The sequence below is a fragment of the Streptacidiphilus jeojiense genome (genome assembly GCF_000719095.1).
Lineage (GTDB): Bacteria > Actinomycetota > Actinomycetes > Streptomycetales > Streptomycetaceae > Streptacidiphilus > Streptacidiphilus jeojiensis.
Genome location: NZ_JOEH01000030.1, coordinates 47,885 through 68,970 on the forward strand (window position 1 = coordinate 47,885; position 21,086 = coordinate 68,970).

A 21,086-nucleotide genomic window follows, 5' to 3' on the forward strand; every position below is an offset into this window, starting at 1 on the left:
AGGTCAGGTGTTGCGTGGGTGTCGGGTCAGGGTGCGGACAGGTCGAGTTGGAACTCGCAGGTGCGTCGGTAGGAGCGGAAGCCCAGCTTGTGGTTGACCGCGAGCATGTGGACGTTGTCCTCGGCGTTGTCGGTCTCGACCTCGACGACATGGGGGTGCTGGGCCCGCAGCCGGTGCACCATCGCTGCCTTGAGCCACAGCCCCAGGCCGTGGCCGCGGTGCGCGGGTACGACCGCGGTGTCGTACTGCTGGGCCCGTGGCGGCGCGCCGTGGGGGAGCAGGATCTCGGTGTAGCCGGCCATCGTGCCGTCGTCGTGGACGGCGGCGAGGGTCAGCAGCGTGTCGCCGCGGTGGGCGATCACCTGGGCCATGGTCCGTACGCGGTCGGCGTCCCAGTCCAGGCTGCCGTAGTCCAGGTCGCCGACGGGCATGTCGTTCATCGCGTTCTTGGCCGTCGCGAAGGCGTCCGCGAGCTCGTCGGGCACCGTTCCGGTCCAGCCGGTCAGTCGGTAGCCGAGGTGCCCGGCAGGGGCGACCTCGGAGATCGTGGCCTCGTCCAGCGCGGCCAGCGCGGCCGGCGCGTCCAGACGCAGGATCAGGTGATCGAGTGTCAGGGCCCGTCGGAAGCCCCACCGCTCGCAGAAGGCCTCACCCGGGCTGTCACCCGGGACTTCGACCACCAGGCTGCGCCGCTTCTCGGTGCGGCAGGCCGCCACGACGGTCGACAGCAGGCGTGAGCCGGTTCCCCGGCGCCGGTGTGCCGGGTCGACGTGGAGTTCCAGTTCGGCCAAGCGGTCCCGCCCTGGTGAGGTGAACAGCCGCAGGCCCGCGACGGCGACCGGGAGGCCACCGGGCCCGGTGGCCGTCCAGGCCAGCCGATGACTGTCCAGGGCCGGCTTGGTGAGCTGCGCATGGACCTTCCCGGGCCCGGGAGGCGGGACTCCGGGCAGGTCGTGGGCCATGGAGGCGGCGAGGACCTGGTGCCACCCGGCGGCGTGGACGGCCGAGACGTGATGGAGCGGCGTGAGGTGGACGGAGTCGGACACGGCGGTACTCCCGGAGTCGAGCGGGGTGGTGAAGTGCTCTGAAGCTAGGGGAGCGTGACGACCGGGCGCATCGGTCGCCATGACGTAACGCGACCCCCGGCAGGGCGGGAGCGTTGGGTAGGGTGACCGCATGCTGTACGGGCGGGGGGCCGAGCAGGAGCGGATACGCCGGCTGCTCGAGGGTGCCCGCGAGGGCGCGAGCAGCGCGCTGGTGATCCACGGTGAGGCCGGGATCGGCAAGACGGCGCTGCTCGGGTACGCCGCCGACCTCGCGGCGCCGGGGCGGGTGCTGCGGACCGTGGGCATCGAATCGGAGATGGAGCTGGCCTTCGGGGGCCTGCACGGGCTGCTGACACCGGTTGCCGACCATGTGGACCGGCTGCCCCGGCCGCAGGCCGCCGCCCTGAGGGCGGCGTTCGGGCTGTCCGGTGAGGCGGTGGGCGACCGGCTCGCCCTGGCAGTGGCGGTGCTGACCTGCCTCTCCCAGGCCGCGCGCGGCAGCTCCCTGCTGTGCCTGATCGACGACGCCCAGTGGCTGGACCAGGCGTCACTGGACGCCCTGACGTTCGCTGCCCGCCGGCTCCACAGCCAGGGCGTGGTGATGCTGTTCGCCCTGCGTGACAGCGTTCCGGGTGGTCAGATCACCGGCCTGGCGCGGCTGCGGCTGCCCGGGATCGACTCCGCGGCCGCCGAGGCTCTGCTGACCGACCGCGTCGCGGATCTGTCGCCGAACGCGCGCGGCCAGATCGTCGAGCAGGCGCAGGGCAATCCGCTGGCGCTGCTGGAGCTTCCCACGGCGCTCACCGCCGAACAGCGGGCCGGCCGGCTGAATCCGGTCACCCTCCCCGCCGGGCCGGGGTCGCCCACCAGCCGGATCCAGGAGACCTTCCAGGAGCAGCTTCGGCGGCTGCCCGACGCCACCCGGGCCATGCTGCTGGTGGCCGCTGCTGACGACTCCGGCGGCCTGGACCTGGTTCTGCGGGCATCGACCCGGTTCGGCGCCACGGTGGAGGACCTGGAACCGGCCGAACGCGCCACGCTCATCGTGCTGACCGAGGACACCCTCTCCTTCCGCCATCCCCTCATCAGATCGGTCACCTACCAGGACACCCCGCTTGCCCGGCGGCTGGCGGCCCACCGGGCGTTGGCCGACGCGTTGGGCGACACCATGCCCGGCGACCAGCAGGCCGACCGCCGGGCCTGGCACCTGGCCGCCGCGACGACCGGAACCGACGAGCAGGTCGCCGACGCCATGGTGAGCGTCGCGCGAAGGGCCGGAGGCCGGCAGGGGACGGCCTCGGCCTCGGCCGCCTACGAACGTGCGGCGCAACTGACCACGGTGCCGGCCCGACGCGCCCGACTGCTTGCCTCGGCAGCCTTCACCTCGGCCGAGGCCGGGCAGTTCCACCGCACCGCGGCCCTCACCGACCGGATCAACGCGCTCGCCCTGGACCCGGCGATGCTCGCCGACTTCGCCCGGGTCCGGGCCATCGTGGAGCTGGACCGCGGGACGCCGCACCAGGCCACGCGGATCCTCCTGGAATGCATGGACCGGCTCGCCTCTTCCGCCGACCTGGCACCGGTACTGGCCGAGGCCGTCTCGACGGCGCAGTCGTCGGGTGACCGCTCGTTGATGAGCGAAGTCGGGTCGCGGATCCCCGCCTCGTCGCGCCACTCGATCGCCAGGGTGATGGCGGATCCCGGCGGCACCGGTTCCGGATACCCGAGGAGGCCGGCACCGGCCCGGGACGCCGGATTCGCCGAGCGGATCCTGGCCGGGACCTACGGCCGGCTGGTCGCCGATCACCACACCGCCCTGGAGCTCGCCGCCGCCTGCGTACGTGACTGCCGGGACCACGACGTGGTCGGCTGGCTCCCCACCTCGTTGCACCTTCTCGCCGAGGCCCAACTCTCCCTGGGGCTGCACGAAGAGGCCCAGGCAACCGCCACCGAGGGGCTCGCCGTCGCCGAGCAGTTCGGCCGCAACCACCGGGCCGCCTATCTGCGTGGAACCCTGGCGACACTGGCCGCGCTCCGGGGGGACCAGGAGCACTGCACCGGCCTGGGCGACCGGGCCCTGCGCTACGCCGACGCCCACGGGATCGAGCTGGCCGCCGCACACGCGCATCGGGCACTCGGCCTGCTCGGCCTTGGCCTGGGCCAGGTGGAGGACGCGCTCAGCCACCTGGAGGCCGCCGGCGCCCGGGTGGAGCACCCGCTCCTGTCGGCCCGGCTCCTGCCCGATCTCGTGGAGGCCGCCATCCGCGCGGGACAGCCCGACCGTGCGAAGCAGCCGGCGCTGGCGCTGGCCGCATGGGCACAGGCTGCGGGCCACCCTGCTGCTGCCGCGCTCTCCGAACGCTGCCAGGCCGTCACCGGCCTGGACGATCAGACCGAGCAGCACTTCACCACCGCCCTGCACCTGCACGGTGAAGGCTCGGCCCAACTGTTCGAGCGGGCCCGCACCGAGCTGCTGTACGGGGAATGGCTGCGCCGTGAGAGGCGTCGAACCCACGCTCGCCACCAGCTTCACGCCGCACTGGAGACGTTCGAGGGACTCGGCGCCCAGCCGTGGGCGTCCAGGGCCCGCACCGAACTCCAGGCCAGCGGTGGGGCCGCCGACCTCGGCGGTTCCGCGAACACGGCGATCAGCCGGCTCAGCCCGCAGGAGCGGGAAGTCGTGCGACTTGCGGCCACCGGAGCCACCAACCGTGAGATCGCCGCCCAGCTCTTCCTGAGCCCCAGGACGGTCGGTCACCATCTCTACCGCGCCTTCCCCAAACTCGGCATCAACTCCCGCACCGAACTCGCTCAGGCCCTCGACGGGCCCTGGAGCGGATGACGGCATCCGCATGCGTCGTCCGGTTCGACGGTGCAGGTCAGGGGCGAGGACTCCGGCGGGGGCTGTGTGCCCACCGTCGATGGTGCTCACGTGATCGGTGCGGCAACGGCTTCTCAGAGGTGGTCGAGTACCTGCTTCAGTTCACTGATCAGCGCCGTCGCCCCCGTCATGATGGGCATCGCCGAGCACAACCTCCAGGAGGCGCTCGCCCTTCTGCCGGTGGACGACGACCGTTGAACCCCTGGGAGCAGATGGTCCAGCTGGGGGCGTCGGTCGACCCGGCCTGACGGGCGGTCAGTGCGCCGGCGCCGGCGCACACCACGATCCCTTCGACTACGGTGTCAGCACGATCCTGCCGAAGACCTCACCCGCATCCATTTTCTGGTGCGCCAGCACAGCTGCGTCCAGTGGCAGCACCTCGTGCACCACTGTTTCGATCTCACCCCGGCCTGCTGCGGCGAACTGCTCGCTCCGTACGGCACGGCGGTCGGCCCCGGGGACGGTGGCGGCGCTGAAAGCGGCGAAGGACATCGACTTCTGGAACGCCGCCATGATCTTCGTACCGAAGTCCGCCGGTGGCTGGCCTGCGACAGCGCCCACGGCCACCATGCGGCCGTTCGGGTTGAGCCGGTCGAAGAACGACGGCAGGCCCTTGCCGGCCACCACGTCGATGATGACGTCGAACCCTGCGGGAGCCGGGCCCCCTCCGTCGCCGGAGCGGTCCAGCACCCGGGTCGCGCCGAGACCTCGCAGCCGCTCGCCGCGCTCGGCCGAGGAGGTGGTGACCGCCACCGCGGCTGCGCCGCCGCGAGCGGCGAGTTGCACGACCATGATCCCGATGCTGCCGGCCGCACCACGCACCAGGACCGTCTCCCCGGGAGCGAAGTGGGCGTGGCGCAGCCCGAAGTGGGCCACCACGCCGGCACTGCCCAGGGTCACCGCATCGACTGCGGACAGGTTCACCGGCAGCGGAACTATCTCCTCGACCGGTGCCAGGGCCTGCTCCACATAGCCTCCGCCGGTGCCCGTGAAGGCCCACACCCGCCTGCCGATCCACGAGGCGTCGACGCCGTCACCGACCGCGGTCACCGTGCCTGCCACCTCGCTGCCCGGAATGTGGCCCACGGTGAAGCCGTAGGCGGCCAGGGCCCCGCTGCGGATCACAGTGTCGACGCCACCGACGCCCACGGCCTCGGTGGCGACCACCACCTGCCCGGCAGCAGGTGCGGGAGCCGGCAGGTCGACAACAGCCAGACCGTCAGGGCCTCCGTACGTCTGGATCGCGATGGCCTTCACTGTCGTCTCCCGATCTCGATGAGCTGCTACGTCGCGGACGCTAACGGACGCCCCCGTCCGTTTGGCTAAAGTGAGAGCATGATCGACCGTTTGCCTCACACCCTGCGCTCCGATGCGCTGGACAACCGCGAGCGCATCCTCGACGCGGCCCGAGCCCTGTTCTCCGCTGACGGCCTGGGCGTGCCGATGCGGGAGATCGCACGGTGTGCGGGGGTCGGCCCTGCCACCTTGTACCGTCACTTTCCGACCAAGCAGGTGCTGGCCACCGAAGCCTTCGCGGACCAGTTGCGCGCATGCCGCACCATCGTCGACCAGGGGTGCGCCGATCCCGATCCGTGGCGTGGCCTCTGCCTGGTGATCGAGAAGATCTGTGAGCTGCACGCGCGGGATCGGGGTTTGGGCGAAGCCTTCCTGACGGCCTTTCCAGGGGCGCCGGATGTCGCGGGCCGCGAGTACACGGTGAAGGCGGTCGCCGGACTGGCCCAGCGGGCCAAGGACGCAGGGCATCTGCGGTCCGACTTCGTCCTGGACGACCTCATTCTCATCCTCATGGCCAACAAGGGGATCCACAGCAGATCGACCGACACCCAGGTGACGGCCTCCCGACGCTTCGCAGGGCTGGCCATCCAGGCGTTGAAAGCCTCACCTCAGCACGCGCCGCTGCCACCAGCGGCACGACTGGTTTCGACGCCCAGTTGACGGCCGATGGGCGGGGGAGGGGGCAGCTGAGGCCAGGGCGGCAGTTTCAGCGCCGCGTGCGCCGAGGTCGCCGCGCACGCGGCGCGCCCTGCGCGCGTGGCAGCGCGGCGATGAACGCCACGAGTCCGTCGCGCTGATCGGGGGCCACGGCCCGCAGCGGAAGGGCAGCGAACCCGGACGAACCCAGGCGCAGATACCACAGCGCTCCGCTCTTGCCCACGACCCACGCCTCGTCCGGTCGGCACTCATGCGTGACGCCCGACTGGAACTCGATGCGGACGACCGTCGGGTTCGCGGTGAAGGTCATCGGCTCCAGCCCGGGATGGTCGGATCCGCGTTTTATCCGAGCCACCGAGAAGCCGACGTATGCGGGGGGAAGGAGACAGTAGACGGTCAAACCGAGGTAGATGAGGGCGGGCACGGTGCTGCGCGCGGTGTGGCTGAAATACAGCGCAGCCGAAACCACCAGGCCGAAGGCCGCCGCTCGAGGCATCACCCAGATGTAGAGCCGCGGCGCTGCGAGCCAGGCGATCCGTCGGCACTCGCCGAGAGTGAGCGTGAAATGTGCCGTGACGTCGAGCCCTGGTGCGTCGCCGACCTTCATGTGTCCCCCCGAGCTCCCCCAGCCCCAGCCCACGACTCCGAGGGTAGGGCTTCGGGTCCGGGAAGAACAGCGCGTCGTGGCGTTCGGCGAGGGCGGGCATCACGCGTTGCCGTGGGTGAGTGCTGCATGCACGGCGTCGCGGAGAGTGGTGGCCGCGCGACCGATCAGACGCGGGAGGTCGTCACTGTCGGTGTACAGCTCGCCTCGCGCCAAGCCGGCGTCGGCATCGGCCAGAATCTTCGCCAGGTCGGCCGGCAGTCCGGCCCCGATGAGCGCCTCGGCGTAGGCGTCGACCGGCAGATCCTGGTAGGCGATCGGCGTACCGAGCTCCTCGCCGATCGTGGCGGCCAGGTCGGACAGAGTGAACGGCTCCCCACCGAGTTCGTAGGTGGATCCCTCGTGGCCGTCCTGGGTCAGCACGACCGCTGCTGCGTCTGCCAGGTCACGGCGGCTCGCGCCGCTGACGGCGCCGTCGCGCGCACTGCCCAGCAGCACCCCGTGCCGGCGGATCAGCGGGAGTTGGCCGGTGTAGTTCTCCAAGTACCACCCGTTGCGCAGGATGACGAACGGAACTTCGCTCTCACGCAGGTACTCCTCGGTTCGACGGTGCTCCTCGGCGAGCCGCATGCGCGCCGTGTCAGCGTTCAGCGTGCTGGTGTAGACGAGTCGCTTGACGCCGCTGGCGCGTGCCGCATCGATGGCACGGCGATGGTTGTCGAACCGCTCGCCTGCGGTGGTGGTGGACACGAGCAGGAGCCGGTCGGCTCCCGCGAGGACGGCCTCCAGTTGCGCCGGGTCGGCGAAGTCCAGGCGGTGCGTGGTGACGCCGCGTGCGGCGACCGGCTCCAGCTTCGCGACATCCCGACCGGTCGCGATGATGTCGCCGGCGGGTGTGCCGGTGTCGAGCAGGCGGTCCACGACGAGACGTCCGAGGTGTCCGGTGGCTCCGGTGATCACAACCGACATGTCTGCTGTCCTTTTCTCGTTGGCTTGGCCGCTCCGAACGGCTCGGCTGCTGCCGTGCGATTCCCATGTCCTGGGCTCGCGAACTACGCTAGAACCTGACATTGATGTGAGAGGCAAGTCGTATGGCGCAGGTCATACGGGCTGGACGGCGGAGCAGCGAGGAGTGGCGGAGATGCGTATCGGAGAGCTCGCGCGACGCAGCAGCGTCAGCGTCAGATCCCTGCGGTACTACGAGGAGCAGGGCCTGATCACGAGCGAGCGCAGCCCCCGCGGGCAACGCCACTTCCAGGAGGAGGACGTCGAGCGGGTCCTGTTCCTGCAGCGTCTGTACGCCGCGGGACTCTCCAGCCGCACCATTCTGGAGCTGCTGCCCTGCGTGGACTCGCCCAGCCTCGACAACTCCCGGGCCGCGCTCGAGCGGATGGCCCAGGAACGCGAGAAGCTCTCGTCCCACATCACCGACATGCTCAACGCCCGCGACGCGCTGGACGCGGCGATGGCCCGAGCCCGCCGGGCCCAGCCAGTACAAGGACAACAGCGGACCCGAGTGTCCGCTGCCTAATCGGCGGAACTCACACAGACCCCCGACGGCCCCCGCGGGGTCTGGCGAGATTTTCGTGCGCGTCCTGGGCAAACCCGATCGAGCCCCGCTTCGGGCCGCTGCGGCAGTTCACACACGGCGCACCAATGCGGTCAGAGCGCTAATTGTGACCGCCGGACTACGTCGAGAGTTCAGCCTGGCGCGACCACCAGGCCTCGGCTGCGGTCATTGCGTTCTCGGCCTCATGGAGGCTCTTGCCCACGAGCCCCGTGGTGGCAGCCCAGTGCAGGGGTACAAGGGCTAGAGCGCCGGGGAGCCATCGGTGCTCGTCGCGGGTGAGCGGCTCTGTTGCCGTGCTCTCGTAGGCGTCGAGCAGCCGTCGCGGCTTGAGCAGTTCGTCGTCCTGGGCGATGTGGTGCAGGCTGACCGCGATGTCGTACAACCGCTCCCTGACCCGCGCGAAATCCAGGTCGAAAGTGACCCATGAGCCGTCTGCCAGTTCTCCCGCGTTACCCAATTTGTAGTCCCCGTGAATCGGAGCGCAGGGCAGGTCGACCTCCTTGCGGAGCTTGGAGAGCTCGCCGGCCAGGTGGCGCATCCGCTGCACGACCGGCTCGCTGCGGGGTCCGAGCGTGCGGTGTGTGAAGCCGACCGAGTAGCGCAGTTGGCGGAAGGTTCTGTGGTCGTCGAGGGGTGCGGGCGCACTGGGCTCCCAGACTGCTTGGAGCGCGGTGTGAAGGCGTCCGAGCTCCTCGAAGAGGCGGACGTAGGAGTCCTCGTCCGCCTGTGGCTGCACGTGTTCGATGAATTCCTCAGTCTCGGCCCAACGATCTGCGACCCTCAGGAGGTCGCGGTCGAAACTCGGAATCGGCCGAGGGACGCAGATTTGTGTCCGCTGGAGTCGCTCGCGCAGGCGCCGCAGTCCCGCGACCCGCCCGCGGCGGACCCAGGGCCTGTGAACTCGAAGGACAATCGGCGGCTCAGCGTCTATCCGCAGGTTGAGGTTGAACTCACCGCCGATGTCTGCCCATCGGGCCCCGTGCGCAACGCGGGCGATCAGGGCCGAGACAGCCGGGTCATCAGGGCTGGCTCTGGGGCCGAACCAGCGCGGCAGAGGAGGCGGAGACGCCCAGGGTTCGATTCCGGTCATGGCAATGGCCCTCCAGCGCACCCGACGAAGGAGCCTCCGGCGAACCCATCCTCCTCGACACGGGGTCGATCGTGCCACGCATTTGCCGTCGTAGGGACGACCCAACTCGGCTTGTTGCACCGGTGGGCCGCAGCAGCCGGCCCGGGAGGAATTCCTCGACACGCCGGAAGCCCAGCGAGTCGCCCAGGTGCAGGCCGACGCCCCCGACGAGCCGGTCCAACCATTTCGCCGAGCTATGGCTCAGGGTGGCGGCCCCGCCGATGACGGTCGGGGACGCCCTCCCTGTGGCAGTCCAGCTTGGCTGGAGTTGCAGAGGCTCAGGGCGTTTCAGCAAGCTGGCAGACATGAGCACCGAGCAGGAGAAGAAGGACAGGCTGGCAGCGGTCGGGCCACGGCTGCGGGAGCTGCGGCAGCGTCACGGGCTGACACTGGCCCACCTCGCCGAGCAGACCGGAATCAACGAAAGTACGCTTTCGCGCCTCGAAGGCGGCACCCGCAAGCCGACCCTGGAGATGCTGCTCCCACTTGCCGAGGTCTTCACCATGCCCTTGGACGAGTTGGTCGGCGCACCGCGCACCGGAGATCCGCGCATCCACCTCAGGCCCGTCAACCGCAACGGCATGACCTTCGTGCCGCTCAGCCGTCCCGGCGGCGTCCAGGCCCACAAACTCCTCATCCCGCCCCGGCCCGACACCGAACCACAGCTCAGCACGCACGAGGGGTTCGAATGGGTCTATGTCCTCGCCGGCCGGCTCCGCCTGCTGCTGGGCGAGGAAACCGTGGTTCTCAAGCCCGGCGAGGCCGCTGAGTTCGACACCCACGTGCCGCACTGGCTCGGCTCGGACGACAGGCGAACCGTGGAACTCCTCATCCTGTTCGGCCCCCAGGGCGAACGGGCCCACCTCAAGGCCCGCACTACCTAACCCTTATTGGGAACCAGGAGCAAACACCGCCGCGGGTGCTCAATCGCCCTCAACGAGACCTTCCAGGCCGTGCACACGCGACCCCAGCACCCGCCTCGACACCTCAGCCTCCATCGCCCCGCTGAACACGTCGACCTCGGAGATCGCGGCACGGGAGGCCGCGGCACCGTGGGCATCAGCCGTCAGCAGATCCATGTTGATCGCCGCAGCCGCAGTCACCCCGGCGGCCGCGGCCTGCGGAACACCGGCCAGCACGTCGCTGACGTTGCCCGCCGCCCAGACACCCGCGACCCCGGTGAACCCGGAGGCGTCCACCGCGATGTGCTCACCGAAGCCCGTCGGGTGCTCCCGCACGGTCAGGCCCAGGCCATCGAGGAAGCCGGCGCGCGCCACGAACCTCGGCGACACCACCAGTGCTTGCACCGGCACCACCGTGCCCGACACCAGACGCACCCCCGCCAGCCGGTCCTGATCATCGACATCCAGGCCACCGACCTCGCCGTCCACCACGGCAATACCCAGACCGGCGAGCTGCTCCCACTGCTCCTCGCTCAGCTCCGCACCGGTGTGCCGGAACAGTGTGATGTCCTTGGACAGCTGCCTGAACATCAGCGCCTGATGGAAGTTGCCCAGTACGCCGATCACCTGGTCGCGGACCTCCCAGCCGTGGCAGTAGACGCAGTGCATCACGTCGCGTCCCCACCGCTCAGCCAGCCCCGGCACCGCTGGCAGCTCGTCCACCAGCCCCGTCGTCACCAGCACACGCCGGGTCCGACATTGTTGCCCGTCCTGGGTGAGGACCGTGAAGCCCTCGCCGTCGGGGAGAACCTGCGCCACCCGGGAGGAGACCACCCTGCCGCCGTATGCGGCGATCTCCTCCCGGCCAAGGCGCAGCAGCTCCAAAGGCGCGATGCCCTCCCGTCCCAGAACGCCGTGGGCGCCGGCGGATGGTGCGTTGCGCGGTTCACCCGCGTCGATCACCAGCACCGACCGGCGCACCCTGCTGAGCGTCAGCGCGGCCGAGAGGCCGGCAGTACCACCGCCGACCACCACCACGTCCCAGGCCGTTCCATCCACACACGTCATCTCTCGCTCATCCATGCCCCTCATCCTGCGACCCGAAAGGACGCAACAGCAAAGAGGCATGCCATTTCGGCAAGAGGATTCGATCGTGCCCGGGAGCGAGGCGGCAGGAGAGTATTGAAGCGAATGCCTGCGCGTCAGCAATACCAATGGCAGAACCGGCGTCGGGCTGCGACGCGGACGCCGTGATCCCCACCGACTGCGCGTTGGCGACTCGCTCGACTTCTGGCGCGTGGAGGAGATCGAACCAGGCAGGCTTCTGCGCCTCGTCGCCAAGACTGCACTGTCTGGCAGAAATCTGACCGGCCGGGCAGCCGGAGGGATCCGGGTAGGGAACCCTCCGACTGCCACTGCCCCAGCTGCCGAGTTCACATGGGGAAGGCGATGTCGCAGACCTCGTCGTCGGGACCGGCGGCCATGAAGTCGGTGAAGTACACCTCGCGCGGTGCACCGGCCGACGGCAGGTTCTGGTCGTGCAGCCAGCCGGCGACCGCCTCGAAGGCGGACAGGATCTGCGGGAACGCCACCTGGGCCTTGGCGATGCGCACGTACGCCTCTCGGTGTGCCGGCTCTTCGCGCATCGCGGCATCGATGCTGTCGGCGGTCTTCGGGTCGACCGGGAGGCAGACCTCGACGGGGCCGTCGCTGTCGTGGTTGACCTCGCCGTGGTAGACGACGAACGCCGGCGCCACCGCACCCCCTACCGCATCCGCGGCGCCGTACAGGCGGGTCATGGCCGCGCCGATCCAGGCGGGCAGTTCCTCGGGAGTGACGTGACGCTGCTCGGTCAGCACCATCTGTGCCGGGATCTCGCGGGTGAGCACGGTGTGGGACATGGCATAGCCTCCTTGACGACCGCCGGACACCAGATCACGCACATGCCCCGCCAGGTGCCGTTGCGCGGCGAACCTGGCCTCGACCGCCTCCCAGTAGGCCGCCAGCAGTTCGGCGCGCTGGGCGACCGGGGCCCGTAGCACCGCCGCGACCTCGCCCAGCGGCATGTCCAGCCGGCGCAGCCACACGATCAGTCGGGCGTCGTTCAGCTGGTCGCCTCGATAGCGGCGGTACCGGTTGGCCGTGTCGACCTCGTCGGGGAGCAGCAGACCCTGCTGCTCGTACAGGCGCAGCGCCTTGGGCGACAGCCGCGAGCGGCGGGAGAACTCGCCGCTGGACAGCAGTTCGTCATCAGGCATGGCAGTTCGGTGTCCTGTTCGGTATGGGTACGGGCCGCACGCTTGCCGTGCGGCCTTGGTCCCCACCATGGGCTTCGCCCCAAGGGCGAGGTCAAGCGGCGGCGCCGACCAGTATCCGCCGACAGGGCGACGCCAAGGCGATCGTCGAGGTCAGGACACGTCGCGGCGCATGCTGGTGGTCAGGGCGAGGGCGGCGAATGCCAGGGTGTAGAGCGCAAGGACGAGCCCGCCGTCCCAGCGGGGCAGCAGGTGACTGGTCGTCATCGACCCGGTGCCGGCGCCCAGGGCCTGGCCTGCGTTGAACGGCAGCCAGCGGGCGAGTCCGCCGATCAACTGCCCGACGATGCCCTCGACCAGGGCGACCCAGGCGAGCGAGACGGCGATCGCGCCGACCAGGCTGCGGACGAGCGCGCCGACGCCGACGCCGATCGCGGCGAACGCCGCGTTCCAGACGATCCCGCCGCCGATGGTGGTCCACATCGCCGTGTCGCCCCAGGCGAAGGAGACGCCCTTGTCGGACCACCAGGCCGCCGCCACCCCGAGGCCCACCAGGCTGCTCACCAGGCCGGACAGCATGGCGAAGGCCGCGTAGACCAGGAGCTTGGCGCTGATGACCCGTCCTCGCGAGGGCGTGGTCAGGTAGGTGTCGGTGATGGTCCGGTGCCGGTACTCCCCGGCGACGGCCAGAATCCCGAAGACCATCGTGAACAGCGACGTCAGGCCGACATGGGCGAGCGCCCCGCTCTGCGCGGCCGCGTCGAGGGGCTTGTTGCCGGAGAGCACCATGCCGCTGATGCCTGCGGTGACCAGCAGCGGGGCGGCGAGCAGCAGCAGCCACGGGCTGCGGATGGTGCGGAGTTTCAGGACCTCGGTCTTGATCAGGCTGTTCATCTCTTTTCGTTCCTCGCGTTCAGTGGTGGGCGGAGGACGCGGTGGCGTCGGTCGCACTGTCAGGGCCGGTGTCCGAGTCGCTGCCGGGGTCGGAGGTCAGCCGGAGGAACGCGGCTTCGAGCGTCTCCCCATGGGCGCCGGTCAGTTCGGTCAGCGGGCCCGCGTAGCGCAGCCTGCCTGCGGCGACGATGACGACCTTGTCCACGGTCTGGGCCACCTCGCTGAGCATGTGACTGGACATCAGTACGGTGCGGCCCTCTGCGGCCAGCCCGCGGAGCAGATCCCGCAGGTCGACCATGCCGACCGGATCCAACCCGTTCGCGGGCTCGTCCAGGACGAGCACGCGTGGGTCGCCGAGCAGCGCGCCGGCCAGGCCGAGCCGCTGGCGCATACCGAGTGAGTAGCCGCCGACACGCCGGTCGGCGGCATCGGTCAGACCGACGCGGTCCAGCACCTCCTCGATCCGAGGACGCGGAAGGCCCGCGGCGTCGGCGATGATGCGCAGGTGGTCGCGCCCGCGGCGGCCGGGGTGGAAGCCGGTCGCCTCCAGCACCGCGCCGACGACGCGTCGGGGCTGGTCCAGGTCGCCGTAGCGGCGGCCGTCGATCAGGGCCCGGCCCCCGGTCGGTGTCACCAGCCCGAGGACCATGCGGAGCGTGGTGGTCTTACCCGCTCCGTTCGGACCGAGGAACCCGGTCACCACCCCGGGCTCGACCTCGAAGGTCAACCGGTCGACAGCGGTCACCGGCCCGTAACGCTTCGTCAGGCCGTCCACCGTGATCCCGGCGCTCATGACGGCCTCCTGCGCGAACCCAGCGGAACGATCGGATACATCGGAAACATCGGAGTCCTCCCCTTCACCGGCATTGACGGCTCGGCCGCCACACCCGGTACCTGGCCCGGGCGTCGCCACCACCGTCCCGGACCGACCACCGCACTGTCGTCGCCCCGGCACGGCAACCGCTGCTACCACGCATGCGTCAGACGACCCGACGGCTACCGCGTCGGCGGTAGCCGCGGCACCCACGCGCGGCCGAGGGCACGGCGGGGCCGCGCGCCTATCGTGTGAGCATGGACAGCATCTGCCACCTACGTCTGGCCGCCCGCCGGCATGCGCACCTGGCGGATGCGGCGGTCGCGCTGGGGGTCTTCGGCGCCACCGCTGTGACGACCTTCGCCGGGCACGCCGCTGCTACGGTCGGCAACGGCACCATTGCGCTGGTCTCCGCCGTGATCGCCTGCGGTGTGCTGGCCGCGCGCCGCCGGCGCCCGGTGGTCGCCCTGGCCGTGAGTGCGCTGGCCGCAGAGGTGTTCCTGCATCAGACCGGTGGTACCCGTGGCGAGTTGATCCTGCTGGCCCCCTCGATCGCCCTCTACACCGTCGCCGACCTCGTCGAGCGCCGGCGCGGCCTGCTCCTGGGAGGTCTGGCACTGGTCGCGCTCGCCGCCTGGCACATGCTGACGCACCCGGCGTTCGCCGTGCTCGGTCCCGAGAACCTGGCCTTCACCGCCCTCGGGGGCCTGGCCATCGCCGCCGGCGACTCCTCCCGCAACCGCCGTGCCTACCTCGCCGAGGTGGAACAACGCGCCCGGCGAGCGGAGGTCGAGCGCGAACGCGACGCCCGGCGACGGGTCACCGAGGACCGGCTGCGGATCGCCCGCGACCTGCACGACGCCGTGGGCCACCAACTCGCGCTCATCAGCGTGCAGTCCAACGTCGCCGGGCAGGCGATCGACTCTGACGCCGCGACGGCACGCGAAGCCATCGCCCATGTGAAGGCCGCCAGCCGCCAGGCCCTGGGCGAACTGCGCGACACCATCAGCCTGCTGCGGCAACCGGGTGACCCCGTCGCGCCCACCGCCACTCCGGCCCCCGGACTGGACGCACTCACGGATCTGCTCGCCTCGCTGCGCGCCTCCGGGCTGGACATCGACTGCCGCATGCAGGGCCACGTCCTCGCGCTGGCGCCCTCGTCCGACCTCACCGCCTACCGCGTGATCCAGGAAGCGCTCACCAACGTCTACAAGCACTCGCGCAGGCGTCAGGCACGGCTGACCTTGGCCTACGACCCGAAGGAGCTCCGCATCACCGTCGAGGACCCCGGGGAAGGCGGCATGAGCGCCGGACCCGACGCCGCCTGCGAACCGCCCACCGCCGCACGGCACGGCATCGTGGGAATGCGCGAACGGATCTGCGCCCTGGGCGGTCAGTTCACCGCCGGGCCGCGCCCGGACGGCGGGTTCCAGGTGACCGCGACTCTGCCGTGCCGTCCCCTCGACCTCGCCCAGGAGCCCGCCCCGTGACCATCCGCATCGTCATCGCCGACGACCAACCCCTGGTCCGCACCGGCTTCAAAGCGCTGATCGCCCCCGCGCCGGACCTGGAGGTGGTCGGCGTGGCCGGTGACGGCCACGAGGCGGTGCGACTGGCCAGGACCACCCAGGCGGACCTGGTGCTCATGGACATCCGCATGCCGGTCCTCGACGGCCTTGCGGCGACCCGCCTGATCACCGGCGACGACGACCTCGCCGGGGTGAAGGTCCTGATCCTGACCACCTTCGAGATCGACGAGTACGTCTTCGAGGCACTGCGCGCCGGCGCCAGCGGCTTCCTGGGAAAGAGCGCCGACGCGGAGGAACTGCTGCAGGCGATCCGCACGGTCAGCCGAGGCGACGCTCTGCTCTCCCCGGCCGCGACCAGGACCCTCATCAGCCGATTCCTCGCCACCCCTGCCCCGTCGCGGCCCCAGGACGAAGCGGTCCGCCGTGGGCTGGAGGCCCTCACCGACCGCGAACGCCAGATCACCGCGTTCGTGGCGACCGGGTTGTCCAACGACGAGATCGCCAGGACCCTGGTGCTCAGCCCCGCCACCGTCAAAACCCACGTCAACCGCGCCATGGTCAAGGTCGGCGCCCGCGACCGTGCCCAACTGGTCGTCTTCGCCCACCGCAGCGGCCTCACCGATGCCGGCACGCCGCCGGCCGCTCGGCGCCCTCCGTGACCTGCGCTCCTGAGCACCCGGAGGGTCCCGCCAAGACCTGACCGACCATCTGACGGGCGATCACGAACAGTCTTCAGACGTCTCCGAAGGCGTCCGACACCCCCACCGAGGATCAACCCAAGGGCAAGCCTGCCGGAGTCGGCTCGGTCAACCAGTCGATCGACTTCCCAGCAGCACCTCGGGTCCCAGCTGTACGATCCCGCTGGCGTGGACGTCAAGACTGCGCCGTCTACCGACAATGCCCGTCTGGCGGACGGTCACAGCAAGGGGAGAAGGCTCTGATGTTCAAGCGCACAAGCCTGCGAATAGTTTCTGCCGTAGCCGGTGTGGTGATCGCGTCCGCCGTGCAGCTCACACCGGCCAGCGCCGCGACCGGTGTTGACGGCTTCACGATCCTCTACGCCTCGGTCGGCGGTGGAGCCCATCACTGTGAGGAGATCGGCAGCGACCAGTACGGCAACCAGGCCATCGTCTGCGCGGATCTGTACACCCAACCGGCCCAGGACAGCCAGGGCAATGCGACCTACCCCTATCACGCCTGGGCCGTGGCCGAGGCCTACTGCCAGAACAGCTCCGGGGTGGTGGTGCAGTGCGCCAACATCACGGTCGGGGCGGACCTTGCGAACGCAGCGCAGGGAATCTACGCCACCCAGTACTCGGTGTGCGGCCACAGCAACGGAGCTTGCCCCGCGGCTCGTGAGTACGCCGTGACCAGCGACGAGATGTACTCCTCGTCGGCGAACTGTTCCAGCGAGCCCAACTCGTCGTTCGACGCGTGGGGGCTGGTAGCGGCCGGCGGCACTACAGTCATCGAGCTTCCGCAGTCCGCCAAGAACGTCACCCTGGGCAGCAATTACTCCACCGGACACTACTACATCTGCATGTGATGGTTGGTCGGCCGGCGTCGAAGGAAGAAACTGAGCTGTTTTCAACCTGTCGGTGAGGGTGGCTGGTTGGCTGCTGTGGGCCGTACAGCGCGGTGAAGCCTCCGGCGCACGGGTTCATCGGCATCGGCATGGCAACCGGCCACCGCTACGTCCGCGAGCGTGTCTGTACACGCAGCGGCCAGCTCTCCGTTGTAGGTAGTGTGCGCAAATGACAAGAAGCGAGCGAATCGCGGACCAGCTGGATCGGCACTGGCACAGGAACCTGCGGCCGCGACTGCAGGGTCTTGCCGATGAGGAGTACTTCTGGGAGCCGGTGCGCGGTTGCTGGAGTATCCGCCCGTACGGCACGTCGGCCGCACCGATGTCGGCAGGTTCGGGGGAGTGGACGATGGACTGTGCGTCCGCTGACCCGGTGCCGGCGCCGGTGACCACGATTGCCTGGCGGCTGGCGCACATCATCGTCTCCTGCCTGGGCTATCGGGTCGGATGGCACTTCGGCGGCCCGGACATCGACTTCCAGGCATTCGCTTACGCGGGCACCGCTGATGAGGCCCTGAAGCAGCTCGACGAGATGTACGGACGGTGGAACGCCGGGGTCCGCGAGCTCTCGGACGTCGACCTGGCGCATCCGCCCACGGCGGGTCCCGAGCGGTTTCCCATGGAGGGCATCGTCCTGCACGTCAACAGGGAGCTGATCCACCACGGCGCCGAGATCTCCCTGCTCCGCGACCTCTACCGCTGGCAGGACGGAACCGTACCGCGCCGAGGATGACTGGTCGCCTTGGGCTTTGCGAGACCGGGCGCCCGGATCTCGTCGACGAGATCATCCGGGCCGAGTGGCGGACTTACGGAAGGCACGACGACGAGGACCTGATCATCCAAGTGCGTCCGTAGTAGCGGGGGGAGATCGACCGAACCCCATCGAGGTGCGCGCCTGGGCCGCGGCGCAGGGTATCGAGGTAGCCCCACGTGGGCGCATACCTGGCGAGGTCATAGAGAAGTACCGAGCCGCCAACGGGTGATACCCAGGAAAACAAGGCGGCTGGGGACAGCAGTAATGACTGAGCCGTGAAGCTCTCCGGTGGCAGCTTCGACGGGCCGTATTCGAAGGGAATCTGATATGAGTTCCGAATACCTCCGCATTATTGCGGATCTGCCGGACTGGACGCCGGACGGTATACGCGCGGAACAGGTCGAAGCAACCGCTCGCCAGCTGTTTGAGACCCGATGCGCCGAGGTGACAACAGGCGACCGCGGGACCATCGGATTCGTCGATCCAGGAGAGTGGTTCGAGGACATCTCGTGCCCTCACTGCGGCGCGGCCATCGACACCTCCTGGTGGGAGGAACGGATGGACACCGCGGCTGAGACCTGTTTTGGCGACCTGTCCGTGTCGACCGAGTGCTGCGGTTCCGCCACCTCGTTGAACGATCTGGCATACCGACAGCCGGCCGGTTTCGCGCGCTTCGTGATCGAGGTGCGGGAGCTTGATCGGACCTATGCCGACGACGCCGAGATCGCTGTCCTGGAGCAGGCCGCCGGTTGCCGTCTGAGGCAGATCGCCGCCCGGTACTGACGCGGATTGCCAAAACGCCCCCGAGGCGTTGAGCCTGTCCGTCAGGGTTCACCCCGCCCACCCACGGTGGAGGGCGGGGCTCCTCACCCAATGCCGACCTGCCCGGGGTTCCTACGCTGTGTCAGCTCTGGCGTAGCGCGGGCATCGGGACAGGGATGCTGTAGGTGCTGGAGCCGACGCCGACGCCGCCCTGGCAGGTGTTGGGCGGGTCAGTGGTCACTTTGCGGTGGCGTACTGGTCCAGGGCGATCAGGTAGCGGGCGCCGGCGGCGACATCGAGCGTGAGCCGTGCGGTGGGGTCGGCGCCGCTGGCGTCGTAGGGGTGGGCGGCTCGGTAGGCAGTAATGAAGGACAGACTGCCGGGCCGACCCGTTCAGAGCGTCGGGTCGGGAGCGGAGCTGTGGTCGTATGCGCTGCGCGCGTCGGCGATCTCGGAGCGGTGGCGTTCCGCCCAGGAGGCGAGCGACACCAGCGACTCGTAGAGCTCCAGCGCCATCGGCGTGGCCGTGTACTCCACCTTGGGCGGCACGGTCGGGTACACCGTCCTGGTCAGCAGGCCGTCCCGCTCCAGGTTGCGCAGCGTGAGCGTCAGCATGCGTCGGCTGATCCCCTTCACCGCCCGCTCCAGCTCGGTGAAGCGCCGCGGCCCGTGCGCGCACTCCAGCAGGATCCCGATGGCCCACTTGCCGCTGACCCGGTCCAGAACCTGCAGCACGGTGCACGCCACCGGATCGTGTTCGCCGCTCGGCGCCGCCTTGACCTCGACGGTCACAGCGCTGTTCCTCTGGGACACAAAAGTGCCTCCTTCCATGCGACTTCATAGTCACAAAAGATGAGGCCTGTAACAAGTCGTTCCCCAAGGGAAAGAGGGCTGTCCATGGCTGTCGATACCGCTGCCCCGGCCGACCGCAGGAGCTGGCTGGCGCTGTACACACTCTGCGCCGGGACGCTGATGATCGTCCTGGACGGCAGCGTCGTCACCGTGGCACTGCCCACGATCGGCAGGGAACTGGACTTCTCGCAGTCGAACCTCGCCTGGCTCGTCAATGCCTACATGATCGCGTTCGGCGGCCTGCTGCTGATCTCGGGCCGGCTCGGCGACCTGTTGGGTCGCAAGCGACTCTTCCTGAGCGGCATCGCCCTGTTCACCGCCGCCTCTCTGCTGTGCGCTCTCGCCACGACCCAGGGAGTACTGATCGCTGCCCGGTTCATCCAGGGCGTCGGCGGAGCCATGGCCAGCGCGGTGACCCTGGGCATGATCGTCACGATGTTCCCTCGACCCCGTGAGACCGCCAAGGCGATCGGCATCTTCAGCTTCGTCGCCGCGGCCGGCGGATCCATCGGCGTCATCGCCGGCGGCGTCCTCACCGAAGCGGCCGGCTGGAACTCCATCTTCTTCATCAACGTGCCTATCGGCGCGGTCATCCTCATCGCCGCCCTCCGGATCTTCGCCCCGGACCGGGGACTCGGCATCAGGGCCGGTGCGGACCTGGTCGGCGCGCTCCTGGTGACCTCGGGCCTGATGCTGTTCGTGTACTCGATCAACAGGATCGAGAGCGACGGCATCGGCTCCGCCCGGACGCTCGGCTTCGGCGGCCTCGCGACCGCACTGCTCATCGGGTTCGTCTGGCGCCAGGCCCGGGCGCGCACCCCGCTGCTGCCACTGCGGATCTTCCGCTCGCGCTACACCTCCGGCTCCAACGCGGTCATGGTCCTCTTCGTGGCAGGCCTCTTCGGCTTCCAGTTCCTGCTCGCCCTGTACCTGCAGTCCGTAGCCGGCTACAGCTCCGCCAGGACCGGCCTGGCCTATCTGCCAGGACCCATCGTGATCGCCGTGATCTCGCTCGGCTGCTCGGCCAAGCTGATCACCCGCTTCGGGCCCCGCGCCGTGCTGGTGGCAGGCATGGTCGCCACGACCATCGCCCTCGCGCTCCTCGGCCGGCTCCCGGTGGACGCCTCCTACGCGGTGGACGTCCTGCCCTCGGTGATCCTGCTCGGGGTAGGCGCCGGCCTCGCACTGCCCGCTGTCATCGGGCTCGCCATGTCCGGTGCCACGCCCGCCGACTCGGGCCTGGCCTCCGGCCTTGTCAACACCACGCAGCAGGTCGGCGGCGCGCTCGGCGTCGCGGTCCTCGCCGCGCTCGCTGGCTCGCGCAGCGACTCCCTGCTCCGCGACGGCAAGAGCGCCGCCGAGGCGGTGACCGACGGCTACCGGCTGGCATACCTCGTCGCCGCCGCGCTCATGGTGCTCGGCATCGTGCTCGCTGCAGCAGTCCTGCGCACCCCCGAGGCCGCCGCCCAGCCCGGACCCGCCGACGCCGACGCCCCGGACGCGGAGGAGGCCGGGATCCCGGCCCCGCAGACCAATGCGTAGCTGCGGACCTCCTG

Annotated in this window: 22 protein-coding genes and 1 pseudogene; 13 read left to right on the forward strand and 10 right to left on the reverse strand. The window is 69.8% G+C overall.

Annotated elements, in window-relative coordinates; translation table 11 throughout:
• Positions 1–26: 26 nt before the first annotated feature.
• Complete coding sequence (locus tag IF29_RS0133220) at positions 27–1,046, reverse strand: GNAT family N-acetyltransferase (protein WP_030262932.1); 1,020 nt, start codon at positions 1,044–1,046, stop codon at positions 27–29.
• Positions 1,047–1,176: 130 nt separating this feature from the next.
• Between IF29_RS0133220 and IF29_RS0133225 the strand changes: the two genes are divergently transcribed.
• Positions 1,177–3,888 carry an ATP-binding protein gene (locus tag IF29_RS0133225; protein WP_030262934.1) on the forward strand — a complete coding sequence of 904 codons (2,712 nt, stop codon included), beginning with the start codon at positions 1,177–1,179 and terminating at the stop codon, positions 3,886–3,888.
• A gap of 66 nt (positions 3,889–3,954) precedes the next feature.
• On the forward strand, positions 3,955–4,125 hold the full coding sequence (locus tag IF29_RS0133230) for a hypothetical protein (RefSeq protein ID WP_157624046.1): 171 nt from the start codon (positions 3,955–3,957) through the stop codon (positions 4,123–4,125).
• A gap of 96 nt (positions 4,126–4,221) precedes the next feature.
• Here IF29_RS0133230 and IF29_RS0133235 read toward each other — a convergent pair whose 3' ends face one another.
• A complete protein-coding gene (locus IF29_RS0133235) occupies positions 4,222–5,184 on the reverse strand; it encodes a zinc-binding dehydrogenase (RefSeq protein ID WP_030262940.1) in 963 nt (320 codons plus the stop codon).
• A gap of 78 nt (positions 5,185–5,262) precedes the next feature.
• Here IF29_RS0133235 and IF29_RS0133240 point away from each other — a divergent pair, with 78 nt between their 5' ends.
• Complete coding sequence (locus IF29_RS0133240) at positions 5,263–5,883, forward strand: TetR/AcrR family transcriptional regulator (protein WP_030262942.1); 621 nt, start codon at positions 5,263–5,265, stop codon at positions 5,881–5,883.
• A gap of 46 nt (positions 5,884–5,929) precedes the next feature.
• On the opposite strand, the gene IF29_RS0133245 is transcribed toward IF29_RS0133240, so the two are convergent.
• Both IF29_RS0133245 and IF29_RS0133250 read right to left on the reverse strand, forming a co-directional pair.
• Positions 5,930–6,487, reverse strand: a complete 558-nt coding sequence (locus tag IF29_RS0133245; protein ID WP_030262944.1) for a hypothetical protein — start codon at positions 6,485–6,487, stop codon at positions 5,930–5,932.
• Between the two features lie 99 nt (positions 6,488–6,586).
• Positions 6,587–7,453, reverse strand: coding sequence for an SDR family oxidoreductase (locus IF29_RS0133250; RefSeq protein ID WP_030262947.1), 867 nt, complete (start codon positions 7,451–7,453; stop codon positions 6,587–6,589).
• Positions 7,454–7,625: 172 nt separating this feature from the next.
• Here IF29_RS0133250 and IF29_RS0133255 point away from each other — a divergent pair, with 172 nt between their 5' ends.
• A complete protein-coding gene (locus IF29_RS0133255) occupies positions 7,626–8,015 on the forward strand; it encodes a MerR family transcriptional regulator (protein WP_030262949.1) in 390 nt (129 codons plus the stop codon).
• A gap of 157 nt (positions 8,016–8,172) precedes the next feature.
• On the opposite strand, the gene IF29_RS45435 is transcribed toward IF29_RS0133255, so the two are convergent.
• A complete protein-coding gene (locus tag IF29_RS45435) occupies positions 8,173–9,144 on the reverse strand; it encodes a phosphotransferase enzyme family protein (protein ID WP_157624047.1) in 972 nt (323 codons plus the stop codon).
• 344 nt (positions 9,145–9,488) lie between these two features.
• Between IF29_RS45435 and IF29_RS0133265 the strand changes: the two genes are divergently transcribed.
• Entirely contained in the window at positions 9,489–10,067 is a 579-nt protein-coding gene (locus IF29_RS0133265) for a helix-turn-helix domain-containing protein (protein WP_030262954.1), read from the forward strand.
• A gap of 39 nt (positions 10,068–10,106) precedes the next feature.
• Here the strand turns inward: IF29_RS0133265 and IF29_RS0133270 are convergent, their stop codons facing one another.
• Positions 10,107–11,168, reverse strand: coding sequence for an NAD(P)/FAD-dependent oxidoreductase (locus tag IF29_RS0133270; RefSeq protein ID WP_030262957.1), 1,062 nt, complete (start codon positions 11,166–11,168; stop codon positions 10,107–10,109).
• 142 nt (positions 11,169–11,310) lie between these two features.
• On the opposite strand from IF29_RS0133270, the pseudogene IF29_RS45440 reads away from it, so the two are divergent.
• Positions 11,311–11,442 (forward strand): annotated as a pseudogene (locus IF29_RS45440) (DUF2867 domain-containing protein); the annotation flags it as partial.
• A gap of 76 nt (positions 11,443–11,518) precedes the next feature.
• Here the strand turns inward: IF29_RS45440 and IF29_RS0133275 are convergent.
• From IF29_RS0133275 to IF29_RS0133285, 3 genes are all read right to left on the reverse strand, one after another.
• On the reverse strand, positions 11,519–12,343 hold the full coding sequence (locus tag IF29_RS0133275; RefSeq protein ID WP_030262960.1) for a MerR family transcriptional regulator: 825 nt from the start codon (positions 12,341–12,343) through the stop codon (positions 11,519–11,521).
• Between the two features lie 150 nt (positions 12,344–12,493).
• Entirely contained in the window at positions 12,494–13,234 is a 741-nt protein-coding gene (locus IF29_RS0133280) for an ABC transporter permease (RefSeq protein ID WP_030262965.1), read from the reverse strand.
• 19 nt (positions 13,235–13,253) lie between these two features.
• Positions 13,254–14,027, reverse strand: coding sequence for an ABC transporter ATP-binding protein (locus tag IF29_RS0133285; RefSeq protein ID WP_030262968.1), 774 nt, complete (start codon positions 14,025–14,027; stop codon positions 13,254–13,256).
• A gap of 278 nt (positions 14,028–14,305) precedes the next feature.
• Here IF29_RS0133285 and IF29_RS0133290 point away from each other — a divergent pair, with 278 nt between their 5' ends.
• The 6 genes from IF29_RS0133290 to IF29_RS0133315 all read left to right on the forward strand — a co-directional run bounded on the left by IF29_RS0133290 (position 14,306) and on the right by IF29_RS0133315 (position 18,699).
• Positions 14,306–15,538, forward strand: coding sequence for a sensor histidine kinase (locus IF29_RS0133290; RefSeq protein WP_051726348.1), 1,233 nt, complete (start codon positions 14,306–14,308; stop codon positions 15,536–15,538).
• Complete coding sequence (locus IF29_RS0133295; protein WP_037597520.1) at positions 15,535–16,236, forward strand: response regulator transcription factor; 702 nt, start codon at positions 15,535–15,537, stop codon at positions 16,234–16,236. Before IF29_RS0133290 ends, IF29_RS0133295 begins: the two co-directional genes overlap by 4 nt.
• 281 nt (positions 16,237–16,517) lie before the next feature.
• Positions 16,518–17,123: a hypothetical protein gene (locus IF29_RS0133300; RefSeq protein WP_157624049.1), complete on the forward strand. Its 606-nt coding sequence runs from the start codon at positions 16,518–16,520 to the stop codon at positions 17,121–17,123.
• Between the two features lie 208 nt (positions 17,124–17,331).
• A complete protein-coding gene (locus tag IF29_RS0133305) occupies positions 17,332–17,895 on the forward strand; it encodes a DinB family protein (protein WP_030262980.1) in 564 nt (187 codons plus the stop codon).
• Positions 17,896–17,959: 64 nt separating this feature from the next.
• The gene (locus tag IF29_RS45445; RefSeq protein WP_198037628.1) at positions 17,960–18,145 is read left to right on the forward strand and encodes an Lsr2 family DNA-binding protein; all 186 of its coding nucleotides are present in this window, start codon (positions 17,960–17,962) and stop codon (positions 18,143–18,145) included.
• Between the two features lie 98 nt (positions 18,146–18,243).
• Entirely contained in the window at positions 18,244–18,699 is a 456-nt protein-coding gene (locus IF29_RS0133315; RefSeq protein WP_051726349.1) for a hypothetical protein, read from the forward strand.
• Between the two features lie 372 nt (positions 18,700–19,071).
• Here IF29_RS0133315 and IF29_RS0133320 read toward each other — a convergent pair whose 3' ends face one another.
• Positions 19,072–19,491 (reverse strand): winged helix-turn-helix transcriptional regulator, encoded by a 420-nt coding sequence (locus tag IF29_RS0133320; RefSeq protein ID WP_030262985.1) that lies wholly within the window; start codon positions 19,489–19,491, stop codon positions 19,072–19,074.
• An 84-nt stretch (positions 19,492–19,575) separates the two neighbouring features.
• Between IF29_RS0133320 and IF29_RS0133325 the strand changes: the two genes are divergently transcribed.
• On the forward strand, positions 19,576–21,072 hold the full coding sequence (locus IF29_RS0133325; protein WP_051726350.1) for an MFS transporter: 1,497 nt from the start codon (positions 19,576–19,578) through the stop codon (positions 21,070–21,072).
• Positions 21,073–21,086 lie beyond the last annotated feature (14 nt).